Origin of the sequence: Gordonia zhenghanii (genome assembly GCF_021738965.1) — a bacterium.
Classification (GTDB): domain Bacteria; phylum Actinomycetota; class Actinomycetes; order Mycobacteriales; family Mycobacteriaceae; genus Gordonia; species Gordonia zhenghanii.
In genome coordinates this window covers 455176-469366 of record NZ_JAKKOQ010000001.1, presented here as the reverse complement: position 1 = coordinate 469366, position 14191 = coordinate 455176, and the positions used below count along the sequence as shown (strand labels likewise).

16 protein-coding genes are annotated in these 14191 nt (G+C 66.6%); 11 read left to right on the top strand and 5 right to left on the bottom strand.

The genetic code is table 11. The features are described from left to right. The first annotated feature begins 3 nt into the window (after window positions 1-3). Complete coding sequence (locus L5G32_RS02030) at window positions 4-888, top strand: 3-hydroxybutyryl-CoA dehydrogenase (protein ID WP_237009334.1); 885 nt, start codon at window positions 4-6, stop codon at window positions 886-888. 220 nt (window positions 889-1108) lie between these two features. After that, window positions 1109-1837 (top strand): heparin-binding hemagglutinin, encoded by a 729-nt coding sequence (locus tag L5G32_RS02025; protein WP_237009333.1) that lies wholly within the window; start codon window positions 1109-1111, stop codon window positions 1835-1837. Window positions 1838-1907: 70 nt separating this feature from the next. Here the strand turns inward: L5G32_RS02025 and L5G32_RS02020 are convergent, their stop codons facing one another. Further along, window positions 1908-2759, bottom strand: coding sequence for a polyphosphate kinase 2 family protein (locus L5G32_RS02020; RefSeq protein ID WP_237009332.1), 852 nt, complete (start codon window positions 2757-2759; stop codon window positions 1908-1910). Beyond that, entirely contained in the window at window positions 2756-3529 is a 774-nt protein-coding gene (locus L5G32_RS02015; protein WP_237009331.1) for a TetR/AcrR family transcriptional regulator, read from the bottom strand. The genes L5G32_RS02020 and L5G32_RS02015 overlap by 4 nt, the downstream gene beginning before the upstream one ends. 139 nt (window positions 3530-3668) lie before the next feature. On the opposite strand from L5G32_RS02015, the gene L5G32_RS02010 reads away from it, so the two are divergent. From L5G32_RS02010 to L5G32_RS01990, 5 genes are all read left to right on the top strand, one after another. Further along, window positions 3669-4886, top strand: a complete 1218-nt coding sequence (locus tag L5G32_RS02010) for a DUF445 domain-containing protein (RefSeq protein ID WP_237009621.1) — start codon at window positions 3669-3671, stop codon at window positions 4884-4886. A gap of 101 nt (window positions 4887-4987) precedes the next feature. Beyond that, window positions 4988-5401 (top strand): helix-turn-helix domain-containing protein, encoded by a 414-nt coding sequence (locus tag L5G32_RS02005; RefSeq protein ID WP_237009330.1) that lies wholly within the window; start codon window positions 4988-4990, stop codon window positions 5399-5401. Window positions 5402-5426: 25 nt separating this feature from the next. Beyond that, window positions 5427-5753, top strand: a complete 327-nt coding sequence (locus L5G32_RS02000; protein ID WP_237009329.1) for a DUF2516 family protein — start codon at window positions 5427-5429, stop codon at window positions 5751-5753. A gap of 40 nt (window positions 5754-5793) precedes the next feature. Beyond that, the gene (locus tag L5G32_RS01995; RefSeq protein ID WP_237009328.1) at window positions 5794-6543 is read left to right on the top strand and encodes a MerR family transcriptional regulator; all 750 of its coding nucleotides are present in this window, start codon (window positions 5794-5796) and stop codon (window positions 6541-6543) included. Window positions 6544-6556: 13 nt separating this feature from the next. Further along, window positions 6557-7636 carry an alpha/beta fold hydrolase gene (locus L5G32_RS01990; protein WP_237009327.1) on the top strand — a complete coding sequence of 360 codons (1080 nt, stop codon included), beginning with the start codon at window positions 6557-6559 and terminating at the stop codon, window positions 7634-7636. Here L5G32_RS01990 and L5G32_RS01985 read toward each other — a convergent pair. Beyond that, on the bottom strand, window positions 7614-8678 hold the full coding sequence (locus L5G32_RS01985; RefSeq protein WP_237009326.1) for a UDP-N-acetylmuramate dehydrogenase: 1065 nt from the start codon (window positions 8676-8678) through the stop codon (window positions 7614-7616). The two genes, L5G32_RS01990 and L5G32_RS01985, sit on opposite strands and share 23 nt — an antisense overlap. 24 nt (window positions 8679-8702) lie before the next feature. On the opposite strand from L5G32_RS01985, the gene L5G32_RS01980 reads away from it, so the two are divergent. After that, a complete protein-coding gene (locus L5G32_RS01980; protein WP_237009325.1) occupies window positions 8703-9191 on the top strand; it encodes a DUF2505 domain-containing protein in 489 nt (162 codons plus the stop codon). Window positions 9192-9213: 22 nt separating this feature from the next. After that, entirely contained in the window at window positions 9214-9726 is a 513-nt protein-coding gene (locus L5G32_RS01975; RefSeq protein WP_237009324.1) for a DUF2505 domain-containing protein, read from the top strand. Between the two features lie 165 nt (window positions 9727-9891). On the opposite strand, the gene L5G32_RS01970 is transcribed toward L5G32_RS01975, so the two are convergent. Continuing rightward, the gene (locus L5G32_RS01970; protein ID WP_237009323.1) at window positions 9892-11217 is read right to left on the bottom strand and encodes an ISL3-like element ISPfr2 family transposase; all 1326 of its coding nucleotides are present in this window, start codon (window positions 11215-11217) and stop codon (window positions 9892-9894) included. Window positions 11218-11844: 627 nt separating this feature from the next. Then, a complete protein-coding gene (locus tag L5G32_RS01965) occupies window positions 11845-12156 on the bottom strand; it encodes a putative quinol monooxygenase (RefSeq protein ID WP_143965598.1) in 312 nt (103 codons plus the stop codon). 107 nt (window positions 12157-12263) lie between these two features. On the opposite strand from L5G32_RS01965, the gene L5G32_RS01960 reads away from it, so the two are divergent. Together L5G32_RS01960 and L5G32_RS01955 are read left to right on the top strand one after the other, a co-directional pair. Then, on the top strand, window positions 12264-13205 hold the full coding sequence (locus L5G32_RS01960; RefSeq protein WP_143965599.1) for a GlxA family transcriptional regulator: 942 nt from the start codon (window positions 12264-12266) through the stop codon (window positions 13203-13205). A gap of 299 nt (window positions 13206-13504) precedes the next feature. Beyond that, the gene (locus L5G32_RS01955) at window positions 13505-14176 is read left to right on the top strand and encodes a hypothetical protein (RefSeq protein WP_237009322.1); all 672 of its coding nucleotides are present in this window, start codon (window positions 13505-13507) and stop codon (window positions 14174-14176) included. Window positions 14177-14191: the final 15 nt, after the last annotated feature.

The following is a 14191-nucleotide window of genomic DNA, read 5'->3' as shown; positions in this document are numbered from 1 at the left end:
CACATGGCAGGCGAGAACATCGCTCGAGTCGGCATCGTCGGTGCGGGCCGGATGGGCGCAGGCATCGCCGAGGTGTGTGCCCGCGCGCAGTGCGACGTTCTCGTGCACGAGCAGTCGCGCGACCTCGTGGCCGCGGGCCGGACTCGCATCCTCGACTCCCTCGGTCAGGCGGTGTCCAGTGGGACGCTGACCGGACGCGAGCGCGACCATGTGTCGAGCAGGCTTCGATTCACCACTGATCTCGCCGACTTCGACGGCCGGGACCTCGTCATCGAGGCCATCGTCGAAGACGAGGTCGCCAAGACCGAACTCCTCGGCAGACTGGACGCGGTAGTCGGCTCGGCGACGATCCTCGCGTCGAACACGTCGTCGATTCCGATCGGATCGTTGAGCGCGGCGACGTCCCGTCCCCGGCGAGTGGTCGGCATGCACTTCTTCCATCCGGTCCCGGCGCTGCCGTTGATGGAACTCGTCACGACGGCGGAGACCGACGACGACGTTGCGCGACGGGTGCGGGAGTTCGCCCACGACGTCCTCGGCAAGCATGTGATCTGCTCGTCGGACCGCTCGGGTTTCGTCGTCAACGCGATCCTCATGCCGTACCTGCTGTCGGCGGTGCGGATGGTCGAGAACGGCTTCGCGACCGTCGACGACATCGACACCGCGATGGTGCTCGGCGTCGCGCATCCGCTCGGCCCGTTGCGCCTGGCCGACCTCGTCGGGCTCGACACCGTCGTTGCGATCGCCGAACGGATGCACAGCGAGTTCGACGAGCCGATGTACGCAGCGCCTGCTCTGCTGCGCCGGATGGTCGCACAAGGGCGGCTCGGCAAGAAATCCGGGCACGGTTTCTACCGGTACGGAGACCGGGTCGTCGCCGACATCTGAGCCCCTGGAGGCGTGCCCTGCTAGCACTCGGCGAGGCACTCATATTGATCGATCGATCATGTCAGGCGTGATAACAATGCAGGTCGAAGAGGTTTCCGGTGTGCTGATTTGCGGCACCGAATGGTGACTTCAACCACGTTAGCTAGCAAAACGCTTGCAGTTGCTAGCAGACGCGGCGATACTCGTAGTGTCAGATAAAACCTGTGAACAGGAGGCTCCCATGAGCACCGCCGAACGCACCATCCCCACCCCGGTCTTCGCCGTCGTCGGCGCAGGTGACGCCGCAGTCCAGGAAGTCAAGGACGCCGTCGCCGATCTGCGTACCCGCGCAGAAGCACGCCGCGAAGCAACCCAGGCACGCATCGAGAGCACCCGCACCCGCATCAGCGAGCTGCCCGACGAGGTCCCGAGCCTCGACGAGCTGCGCGGCAAGCTCACCACCGACGAGCTCCGCAAGCTCGCCGACCCCTACATCGAGACCGCGACCGGCCTCTACAACTCGCTGGCCGAGCGTGGCGAGAGCGCCCTCGCACGTCTGCGTGAGAACGACGCCGTCGCCGAGAACCTCACCCGCGTCGAGAAGGCCTACAACGACGCCGTCGACCTCACCGAAGACGCGCTCGGCGTCGTCTCCTCGCAGACTCGTGCAGTCGGCGAGCGTGCGGCCGGAATCGTCGGCCTCGCTGCCGACCAGGTCGAGGACGCAGCCGTGGACCTCTCCGAGGCTTCCGACAAGGCGCAGACCGTCGCTGCCAAGGTCGAGGACGCTGCGACCAAGGTGAAGGCCGACAGCACCACCGCTGCCCAGAAGGTCGCAGGCGCCGCCGGAACCGTCGAGGCCAAGGCTCGCCCCGCCGCCAAGAAGGCCACCCCGGCCAAGGCGACCGCGACCAAGACCACCCCGGCAGCCAAGAAGGCTCCGGCAACCAAGCCCGCCGCAGGCAAGTAAGACCTCCTGCGCCAGCTCGACTCACGCCGACCACGTCACTGCGACGCGGTCGGCGTTAGTCGTCGCGGCGTCAATCCGCTAGCGCGGCCACTCGCTTCTTCTGCGCCTCGACGTCGAAGTCGGCGGGCGGCCACGACAGGTCGAGCGACTCCAGGGTCTCGACGAGGAGCCGGGCCACTGCGAGCCTGGCGAACCATTTGCGGTCGGCCGGGATCAGGTGCCACGGCGCGGCATCGGTGTCCGTACGGTCGAACACCTCCTGGTAGGCCTCGAGATACTCGTCCCACAGGGCGCGTTCGGCGAGGTCGTTCGGGTCGTACTTCCAGAACTTGTCCGGGCGCTCCAGTCGCTCGGCCAGCCGCGACTTCTGCTCGGCTTTGGAGACCACCAGAGCGCATTTGACGATGGAGGTTCCGGACGCCGCCAGCTCCGCCTCGAACGCGTTGATCTCGTCGTAGCGCCCACGCCACACCGACTCCGGAACCAACTCGTGCACGCGTACGGGAAGCACGTCCTCGTAATGCGACCGATCGAAGATGCCGATCCGGCCCGGCGCGGGCAGCGCGTTTCGGATGCGCCACAGGAAGTCGTGCTCCGACTCGGCCTGGGTGGGCTTCCCGAAACCGGTCACCGTCAGGCCCTGCGGGTCCATCAGTCCGCCGACGTGCCGGACGATGCCGCCCTTGCCCGCGGTGTCCATGCCTTGCAGCACGACGAGAACTGATCGGTCGCCGCCGCTGCGTCCCTCCGCGTACAGCTGCTCCTGCAGTGCGGACAGTGTCTCGCCGATCTCCGCGAGGTCGTGCGCACCCGACTTCTTGTCGCCGTCGTACCCGGGCGTCGACTCCGGATCGACGTCCGCGATGGCGCCGATCGTGCGCGCCCGCAGCGTCTTCCGCGGACCCGAGGTCCAGCCGCTCACGGCGCGTCGCTCTGGATCGGTGGCATCGGCAACGGATCCGCGGCGAACGCCTCCGGATCGCCGTTCCGGGTCACGATCCCCACCAGCGCGCTCCACACCAGCATCGTCAGTTCGTCGACCAACTGCTTCGTCGGCTGTTCCCTGGTCGCCAGCCAGGCGTCGACGGCTCGAATGATCGCGCCGACGATGGCCGCGGCCCACGTCTTGGCCCCCTCGGTCTGCGCGCCGCGCGCACCGAGGCGCTGCTCGATCGTCGACCGGACGGCACCGGTGAAGATCCGCTCCGTGTAGGCGGCGGAATTGCTGCCCGACGACCGACCGGTCGTGAACACGTAGACGTTCGGATCCGCTGACACGGTGTCCACGTAGACGCCGATCACGGTGCGGACCAAGTCGTAGTCGGCGAGGTCGTCGGTCAGCACGTCGGTCAGCAGCGGCAGCAGCGTCGACTCCATGTAGGTGACCGTCACGGCCGCTGCGAGATCGTTCTTGTCGGTGAAGTACCGGTACAGCACGGTCTTCGACACCCCGATGTGCGCGGCGATCTCGTCCATGCCTGCATTCGGGCCGAGGGCCCGGATCGCTTTGAGGGTGCCCGTCGTCAACTCGGTGCGTCGTGCCTGCTTGTGGTGTTCCCACCGTTGTTTACGGCCGTCCCCGGCGACCGCTTCGACGGCGGGGGAGAGGATCCGCTGCTCGAGTTCTCGAGTCAGCGTGCGGGCGGCGTTCACAGCGACCGAAGCGGTCGACAACGGATTCAGGGAAGGCATCACCTAGCAACAGTAGTAGTAGTTCGGGAACACTGTGTACGTGTCGACAACCTTGGGATCCCAGCAGCAGTCGCGGCGATCGACTCCGACAGGATTCGGTGCGGCAGGCGACGAGCAGCGTGCGCGCGATCTGCGCAAGATGAAGATCGTGGCCACCGGACTGCTCGTGGGAGCGGCCGCGATCTACTTCCTGATGCGCTGGATCGAGCATCGCGACGGCTCGGACACCGCGGCCTGGGTCGGATTCGTGCGGGCCGCCGCCGAAGCAGGCATGGTCGGTGCGCTCGCCGACTGGTTCGCGGTCACGGCGCTGTTCCGCCAACCACTCGGTCTCCCGATTCCGCACACTGCGCTCATTCCGCGGAAGAAGGACCAGATCGGGGAGCAACTCGGCGAGTTCGTCGAACAGAACTTCATGACCCCCGAGGTGATCGTCGAACGCGCCGTCGATCTGGACATGCCACGTCGCGTGTCCGGTTGGCTCGCCGACCCGGTCAACGCGCCGCGAGTCAACGACGAGGTGTCGCGTGCCATTCGACTCGGCTCGGAGATGCTTCGCGATGAAGACGTCGAGAAGTTCATCCAAGCAGTGCTCTCGTGGGCGGCCGAGCCGGTGTGGGCTCCGCCTCTAGGTCGAGTCCTGGAGCAGCTCGTCGACGAGAACCGGGTGGAGCCGATCATCCAGATGTTGTGCGAGCGCGCGCACGAGTGGGCGATCGACAGCCAGGACCTCATCGACCGCGTCGTCGACCGCGACGGACCGACGTGGGTGCCGGGTTTCGTCAACAACTTGGTCGGCGACAAGATCTACCGCGAACTGGTGGAGTTCACGTACAAGGTGCGTGCCGATCCCGACCACGATCTGCGACGTGCCATGCACGACTTCGTGAAGGACTTCGCGCATGAACTGCAGTACGACGAGGCGACGATCGCCAAATTCGAAGGGATCAAAGCCGAACTCCTCGGCCGCGACGAAGTGACCGGGGCGGCGTCAACCGCCTGGCAGGCAGGCAAGGACGTCATCGAGCAGATGCTCGACGACCCGTCTTCCACGCTCCGGACGTCGATCTCCGACGCGATCGTCCGTCTCGGTGTCCGGATCCGGGACGATGCGCCGTTGCAGGCCAAGATGAACACCTGGGTCGCGCGGGTCGCCAGGCACGTCGCCGACAACTACTCGACCGAGATCATCTCCGTCATCACCGAGACCGTCCGCGGGTGGGACGCCGTGGAGACCAGCCGCAAGATCGAGCTGCAAGTGGGGCGCGACCTCCAGTTCATCCGAATCAACGGCACTGTCGTCGGCTCGTTGGCAGGCCTCGCCATCTACACGGTCTCGGTTCTCGTCTTCGGGTGACCTCTCGCCGGGTGACAAGCCACACCACCCCAGGTGCTTGCATCTGCTAGCACGGCTTCGGCACACTGGTGTACGGGCGAGAAGAGAAGGTAGATCCGAACGTGAGCAGCTCTACAGACAAGTCCGACGACGACGCGGTCGGCGATCCGGGACCGGCCGAAGCGGTCGCGGCAGCCGCCCACGACATCGGCGGCTTCATCCGTACGCAACGACTGTCGGCGCAGGTCTCCCTGCGTCAACTCGCCGAACGTGCCGGTGTCAGCAACCCGTACCTCTCGCAGATCGAACGCGGACTCCGCAAACCGTCGGCGGACGTCCTCGCCCAGATCGCGAAGGGGCTCCGCGTCTCGGCCGAAGTGCTGTACGTGCACGCAGGCATCCTCGAAGAGCGACCCGCCAGCCCCGTCCGGGACGCGCTCCTCGTCGACGACTCGATCAGCGAGCGACAGAAGCAGATGCTGCTGGAGATCTACGATTCGTTCCGCCGTGAGAACGGCCAGGCCGACGATCAGTGACAACGCACATGGGTAAGGTGGCAGTGTGAGCGTTCAATCAGTGGTTCTCGACGCCCGGCAATACATCCTGCTGGCGCTGGGCGTCGTCGCGGGCCTGTCTGCGGTCGCCGCACTCGTGCACGCGGTGATCACCAGGCCCGACGCCTACACGGCGGTCGACGCGCAGTCGAAGACGTTCTGGGTCGCGCTGCTCGCCGTCGCGAACATTCTCATCTGGCTGTTCGTCGTCGGCGGGATGTCGGTGCTCGTCCTGTTCCTGGTCGGCGTCATCGCGGTGATGGTCTACATCGTGGACGTCCGCGTGCGGGTCGACGAGATCCTCAAGCGCAGTTGGTTCCGGAAACTCGGATGATCGGTCCGCGGCACAGCAGGCGGAAGCGACAGGCTCAGAAGTGACCGAGTACCGCATCAACGACCTCGCCGAGGTGTCCGGCGTCAGCGTTCGCAACATCCGCGTCTATCAAGACCGCGGGCTCCTCCACGCTCCAACCATCCGAGGTCGTACCGGTTGGTACTCCGACGAGCACCTCGTCCGGCTCAACCTGATATCCCGCATGCTCGAGCGCGGCTACACGTTCGCCACCATCAGCGAACTCCTGCATGCCGCTCACTACGGGATGAAGGTAGAGCACGTCCTGCGTGAGTCGCCGAAGAACAGCCGCTTCAAGAACATCAAGCGTGCAGCGACCATCACGATCACCGAGTTGCGCAAATCCCTCGGGGCGTCCGACCGATCGATCGCGATCAGCCAGAAGCTGGGACTCCTGGCCAAGGACGGTGCGCACTACGCGGTGCGCAACCCCGAGGTCCTCGCGGGCGCAGAGGCGCTCGTCAAGGCTGGCATCGACATCGACGTCCTGCTGGACATGTGGGTGCGTGTGGAGCAGGACCTCGAAGACGTCGCGCACAGCTTCGTCTCCCTCATCACCGACAAGTACTTCGACGAGAACCTTCCGGGTCTCGGCGACCAGAAGTTCACCCGCATCGCGGAGCTGATCCAGACGGTTCGCCCGATGGCGCACGAGATCGTCGAGTCCGCGTTCAGCAAGGCGCTCGACGACGAGATCTCGAGGGCCGTCGGCCAGGCGGGCCGATACTTCGATAACCCGCGCGATCCGAGCTCGGACGTCGCGGCGGAATAGATAGGGGCACGACATGGCTGACTCACGACGCGGATGGCGCCGGGGAGTACAGGCGCTGGCCGTCGCAGGGGGTCTCGGCGCCGGGATCGTCGGCGGTGGACTCGCCGTCATCGCAGGCTCGCTGCTGCGCGAGGCGTTCCGCTACCCGACTCCGGTGCAGGACGGCCCCGACCTGATGCTCCAGGAGCCGTCGAACACCAAGTCGTCAGTGGTCGCGGCAGCCGACGGGACACTGCTGCACGTCGTCACTTCCGGTGACGTCGACGCAGCCGACGAGATCCTCGTCTTCGTCCACGGCTGGACCTGCAACACCGGCTTCTGGAACGGCCAGATGCGGCACTTCGGCGAGGCCCGCGCGATGGTCGCTTACGATCAGCGCGGACACGGGCTCTCCGAACTCGGCAAGACCAAGCTGAGCCCGGACCTCCTCGGCCAAGACCTGCAGGCCGTCCTCGACGAAGTGGTTCCGGACGGGAAGCGCGCCGTTCTCATCGGACACAGCATGGGCGGCATGTCGATCATGTCGTGGGCCGCGCAGTTCGGTGCGGGCATGGAGGAGAAGGTGTCGGCGATCGTCCTCACCTCGACCGGGGCGTTCACAGTCGTCCAACGGCAGTTGCTGGTCCCCGAGGATCTGCCCGCCCTGGTCCGACCGCTGGAGCCGTACGTCGAGCGCGCCTTCGTGTCGACGCCGCTGCCGATCCCCACGACCCCGTTGAGCGAGCGGATCACGCACTACATCGCGCTCGGTCCGGTCGCCCGTCAGGCGCACGTCGACTTCAGTAACGACCAGATCGCAGCGTGCTCACCGACGGCGCGCGGTGCGTGGGGCGCGACCATGTACGACTTGGACGTGCGACTCGGTCTCGACAAGATCACCGTTCCGACGGCCGTCGTCGTCGGCAGTCAGGACCGGTTGACCAGTCCCGTCCACGCCGAAGAGTTGGCGGATGTGCTGCGTGCCAACGGCGTGCTTCACTCGCTCACTGAGTTCCCGGGCGCCGGGCACATGCTGCCGATCGAGCGGGCCCCCGGGTACAACCGACTGCTCGACACGGTTCTGGGCGACGTCAGCGCGGCAAAGAGCAGTTGACGAACACCGGTTCGGGGTGCAGTTCGACGCCGAAGCGTTCGAGCACCCCGCGCCGGACGGTCCCCGCCAACGCCACGAGGTCGGCGGTGCTCGCTGCGCCGCGGTTCGTCAACGCCAACGTGTGCTTGGTCGACAGTCGGGCCGCGGCGTCCTCAGACGGGTAGCCGCGCGTGAAACCGGCTCGTTCGATGAGCCAGCCGGCCGACAGCTTCGACCCGCCGTCCGCCGGGAACTGCGGGATTGCGGCGTCGTCGCCGACGACCGCCCGGATGCGGTCAAGGACGCCGTCGATCGCGTCGTCGCCGACGATCGGGTTGGTGAAGAACGATCCGGCGCTCCACGTGTCGTGATCGTCTGCGTCGAGGACCATGCCTTTGCTCCTCCGCAGTTCGAGCACCGTCGCGCGGATGTCGACGGCGGGCGCGGTCGCACCCTCGTCGACGCCGACCCGACGGGCCAACTCACGGTAGGCGATCGGCTGCGAGGTCCCGCCGTCGTTGAGGCGGAGACTCACGGCCAGGACGACGTGGTCGTCGCGGCCCTTCAGGTTCGACGTCCGGTAGCCCAACGCGAGCTCGTCCGGACCTGCCCACCGGGTGTCTCCGGTCGCCCGGTCCAGGAGGCGTACGGCGCGCAGCAGGTCGCCGACCTCCACTCCGTACGCTCCGACGTTCTGCACCGGGGTGGTCCCGGCGGCGCCCGGGATCCCCGACAGGCACTCGAGCCCGCCGAACCCCGCATCGATGGTCGCGGCGACCAGCGAGTCCCAGTCGGCGCCGGCCTGCGCCGTGACGTACGGGCCTGCGTCGTCGGAGCCGAACTCGACGCCGTCGGTCGCGATGACGACGGCGGTTCCGGCGAAACCGTCGTCGCCGATCACCAGATTCGATCCGCCCGCGATGAGCAGCACGGGAGTCCCGGCGCGGTCGAGGGCCGTCACCGTGTCGATCAGCGCGTCCGTGTCCGTGCAGTCCACGACGGCGTCGGCGGGGCCGCCGAGACGCAACGTGGTGAACGCCGACAGCGGCTGTGCGTGAGTCATGTCGGTAACGGTAACCTCTCATCCATGTCGAGCAACTTCGAGCACTCGGTCTCCTACCCGTTCTCCGTCACAGATTATTGGGCGTTGATCACGACCGAGCAGTACTGGCGTGACCTGTTGGCCGCGACGAACTCCGATCACGGCTCGCTCGAGTCGTTCGAGATCGACGGCGATGCAGTGACCGTCGCGACGAAGCAGGGCGTCGACGAGTCGAATCTGCCCAAGGCCGTCACCGCGATCCGTCCGGGCGACCTCGAGATCCCGCGCACGTGTGTCTTCCGACTCTCCGGTGACACCATCATCGGACGGATGGAGGCGTCGGTGACGGGGGCGCCCGCGAAGATCTCCGGCGACATCGTGATCACCGGTGCGCAGGCAACCGCGCAGTACACGGGTGCTGTCGACGTGGCGATCCCGTTCGTCGGCGGTCGCGTCGAGAAAGCCGTCGTCGAGCAGGTCGTTCACCTTCTCGATGCGGAGCACGACGCCACCGTCGATTTTCACCAGGGTTAACCAGGCGGTTACTCTGAGCGTCATGGCACGACGGCTCAGTTATTCCGCCCGCTACGAGCAGCCGGCGGAAAAGCTCTACCAGGCGCAGATGCAGCGACAGTACTGGGACGACCTCATGGACGGATTCCGGGAACTCACGCCGATCTCGAACGTAGAAGAGTTCGAGACCGGCTCCGGCGGCATGCGGGTCGTCCTCAAGCAGACGCTCACGCGCGACATGCTCCCGCCGATAGCGCAGACCGTGATGATGAAGGACATGATCATCACGCGTGTCGAGACGCTCGGCGCGTTCGACGCAGCGGGCACCCCCGGCACATACACGGCGTCGATACCGGCAGGCCCCGGTTCGTTGACCGGCGAGCAAGAGCTGTTCGACACCGAGACCGGCTGCACGGTCCGCAAGACCACCGAGGTCAAGGTCTATCTGCCGTTCGTCAACGGCAAGCTCGAACAGCTCATGCTGGTGAACCTCGTCGACCTGTTTCGAGGGGAAGCCGAGTTCACCTCGGAGTGGGTGGCCAAGAACCTGGCCTGATCCGGCGAGACGGCCATAACCGGCCGTCGGGTGACTACGATTAGCCCATGTCGAGGCCAGATCGCGGTCAGCAGCCGTACCCGTACGGCCAGTATCCCCAGAACGGCCAGTATCCCCAGACCGGCCAATATCCCTACGGTCCGCCGCCGCGCAACTCGAACGGGCTCATCCCAATCGGGGGTGTAGGAGTTGGGGTCTGAAGCCGCCGGTCTCGAGCAGGCTTCGGGCGATGTAGTTGGTCAGGTTGCGGAACCCGAGTGCGGAGCCGCGCAGGTGTTCGAGCCGTCCGTTGAGCGCCTCGGTCGGCCCGTTGCTGGTGCCGGGTCGTTCGAAGTAGGCGAGCACGTCGGCGGCTCGCTTCTTCAGGGTCCGGCCCAGGGTGGTGAGCTCGGTGAGCACCTTGGGGACGCCGGCGCTGAGGTCGGTGATCAGCTTCTCCATGAGCTCGCGGCCACGTTGCCGGTCCTCGTGGCGATAGGCGGCGATCATGCGCTGGTAGACACCCCAGGCCGCCTCGACCTCGACGTGAGCGTCATCAACGAACAGCGCGCGTAGCCTGTCGCTCTGCTTGTCGGTGAGCAGGTCCGCGCCGGTGTGCAGCGTGCGCCGCGACTTGTAGAGCGGGTCGTCTCTGAACCCACGGTGCCCGTGGATCGCGAGTTGGACCCGGCGCCGGCACCTGTCGAGGGCGTCACCGGCCAGGCGCACGACGTGGAAGGGATCCATCACCGTGACCGCGTCCGGGATCTCCTCTGCAGCGGCGGTCTTGAACCCGGTGAAGCCGTCCATCGCGACCACCTCGACCGCGTCACGGAAGGCGTCGTCGCGGTCGGCGAGCCAGGTCTTGAACGCCGCCTTCGACCGGCCCTCGACCATGTCCAGCAGCCTTGCTGGGCCGGCGCCATCGCGGACCGGGGTGAGGTCGATGATCACGGTGACGTACTTGTCGCCACGCCTGGTGTGGCGCCAGACGTGCTCATCAACGCCAATGACCTTCACGGCCTCAAACCGCGTGGGGTCGTTGATCAGCAGCCGCTTGCCTTCAGCCAGGACCGCGTTGTTGGCGGTGTCCCACGCGACCCCGAGTCCCTCGGCGACACGGGCGACGGTGAGGTGTGCGACCACGATCCCTTCCAGCGCCCACCGCAGCCCGGTGCGCGAGAGCTTCGCGCGTGGCTCCGCCGCGGCGCTGGTGTCTTGGCGCCACACGTGTCCGCAGTCGGCACAGCGGTAGCGGCGCACTACAACTTCCAGCACGGTCGGTCGCCAGCCCAGCGGCTCGTGGGCCAACCGCCGGATCACGGTGTCACGAGCAGCGCCTTCGCTGCCGCACCGTCGGCACCACGGATCTGGTTCCACCACGCGGCACGCGAGGACCGCACGATCCGGTTCAAGTCGTTGTCCGGTCACGCTCAGACCGAGGCCGTCGAGTCGAGCGAAGGCGGTCAGGTCAGGGCGGCCGAAGCCGGCCGGCGGGGTAGCGTCGGACACGTCGAGGTCTTTCGGATGGATGGCGTAGGAACCTCCGTCGTCGGGAGACCTCGACGTCTATCTGCGGATCGACGCGCCCGGCCGACCTACACCGTCATCTGAGAAGACCCCTGAAACGTCTTCGACGACGACGGGACCGGAGGAGGGCGCGGTGAGCTAAAGGAATGGAGCTTGCTCGGCTTCGACGCCGCCGCAAGCTCCGGTGAAACGGTCGGTACTGGTCGATCGTCGTCGGTCACCACCGGATGGCGGCGTCCCCCACGCTCGGCGTTTGCGCAGGTCAGAGGCTCGTTCGCCCAGTGGGCGCATCAAGCGATAGACGCAAAGCCGACGTGATTAGGTCGTCGGTTCGATTCCGACAGGCGGCTCCGGCGAACAGCCCCTGACCTGCGGAAACGCAGGGCAGGGGCGGTTCGGTTCGGGTGGTCGCGCGATGCGCTGGCCTCACGGCTCTGCCCGACACCGACGTCGCTCTCCTCTGCGACGGACCCCTCGCCGGCTGAGCACTCGCGGCCGGCATCCTGTCCGTGTGCCGATAGGCCTCGCACCGCTCGGCAACGCAGCATGGCGTTGCGTCGCGACCTGGCGACGGCTCGGCGGGGCGCGATCGTCTCGTGCGTTGGCGGACTACGGGAGCTTGGACGCGAGGACGTCGGCCGCCAGGATCTCGGGTGCTGCGCCGAGGAGGTGCTGGTTGGCCATCAGGGCTGCGACGATGGCGCCGTTGGCGTGGGCGTCGCGAGCGGCCTCGTCGGGGAATGCATCGAAGATCCAGAAGGTGTCGGCGTGGGTCCTGACCGCGAACCAGACAATCGTTCCTGCTTCTTCGTTGGCGAGTGCGACAGCGCCGCCGAGCAGATCGGCGAGCGCGTCGTGCTGTCCATCGGCCGCGACGATCTTGGCGACGAAGGCATACGGAAGTGATGCGGGTGTGGACATGAGGGACTCTCCTTGAAATCGGGGTTCTTCGTGGGACGAGTTCAGCGTATGACGAGCGAGGGCCGGTGGGAAGTGGCGTATACGGCAGTATTGCTATTGTTTACGTCATGCGTATCGGACTGATCGCGATCGACGGCTGCTTCGGTTCGGCTATCGCGTCGATCATCGACATCGTGCGGGTGGCCGACGGAGCCCGCCGCGATGTCGACCCGCGGATCGACCCGATCCAACTCGCCATCCTCGGACCGAAACGGCGAGTGACCACGACGGCATCGATGACCCTGTCGGTGGACCACCCGCTGTCGGAGTCCGCAGAGTTCGACGTGGTCGTCGTCCCTGCGCTTGGAACCCTTACGGCCGCCGCTACCAACGACGCCCTCCACAGCCGAGATGCTCGTTCGGTCATCGCCTCGCTCGGGCGCCTCGACGAGGCGACCACCCGGATCGCCGCGGCGTGCACCGGCGTGTTCGCTGTCGCCGAGACCGGACGGATGCATCATCGGCGGGCGACGACCAGCTGGTTCCTGGGGCCGGAGTTCCTGAAGCGCTATCCGACCGTCGCCCTCGATCTCGACACCATGGTCGTGGTCGACGGGAACCTCGTCACCGCCGGCGCCGCGTTCGCCCACATCGACCTCGCGCTCTCACTCGTGCGATCGATCAGCCCCGACCTGGCCCAACATGTCGCCAAGCTCCTCATCATCGACGAGCGCCCGTCGCAGGCGGCCTTCGTCGCCTACGAACATCTCCGGCACGAGGACCCGATCGTCGTCGAGTTCGAACGCTTCGTGCGCGCCCGCCTGGACGAACCGTTCAACGTCGCCTTCGTCGCGCAGTCGCTCGGCACCAGCCGGCGCACCCTCGAACGACGAGTCCGTGCGGCGCTCAACCTCACTCCGCTCGGCTTCGTCCAACGGCTTCGCATCGAACGAGCTCGGCACCTCTCAGCAACCACGGACCTCACCTCCGCCGAGATCGCGCTACGGGTCGGCTACGCGAACGCCGAGACTCTGCGCTCCCTCCTGCGTAGGGAGCGACGCCGTTCCTGACCTATCGCCACGCCTGTAGCCGGTGTGCTAGTGCTCGACTAAAACCACCTCTCAGCACGTCGCGTCGACGCTCCTGCGTCGCCCCTGGACGACCCACTCGACACGCCCGCAGCACAGGCCATGTGACGTGTCCCGGCTTCCCGGACGGTCGGGGTTGGGTGGCTGTGATGTCGCTGCGTTCTCGTCGAGAGGATCAGCAGACCCGATCAGAGGCGATTGGGATAAGACGCGAAGGCGGTCAGGTCAGGGCGGCCGAAGCCGGCCGGCAGGGTAGCGTCGGACACGTCGAGGTCTTTCCGATGGATGGCGTAGGAACCTCCATCGTCGGGAGATCTCGACGTCTATCTGCGGACCGACGCGCCCGGCCGACCTACACCCTCATCTGGGAAGAGCCCTCGAACGTGGCTCGCGGCATCGCGATCGGACTCGCGATCGCGTGCGTCCTCGCCCTGGTCGTCGCCGCCGTCGTGATCTGGGTGAAGGTCGCGAACTCCGACGATCAGACCGACCCCGCGACGGCCGTCGAGACCGTCGAGACACAGCAGGCCACCGACACGACGCCGCCGACGGTCGTCACCGATCCGGAGGCGGACGCCGCTTCGACGATCGCGTCGCAGTCGCAGATCGACACCGCAGCCGTCCGGGCCGACTACGACGGACGGTGGGTGGCCCAGGTGAGCGCCAAATGGCCTGGAGTCGTGGCCGAGGGGCGGACGTGGGACAACCAGTCGATCCTCGCCGAGTACGAGAGCATGAAGGCCCGCTACCCGAACGTTAAACTGCTTCGGTCGTCGGACTGGCCCGTCTTCTCCAGCCCGAACTGGTGGATCATCGTGTCGGCCCAGCCGTTCGCGAATCCGAAGCAGGCATTGTCGTGGTGTGCGAGTCAGTCCCTCGACAAGGACCATTGCTTCGCGAAGCTGGTGAGTTCGACGAGCGGACCGGAAGGATCCACGCGCTATCAGCGCTGACAGAACGACTCGTCT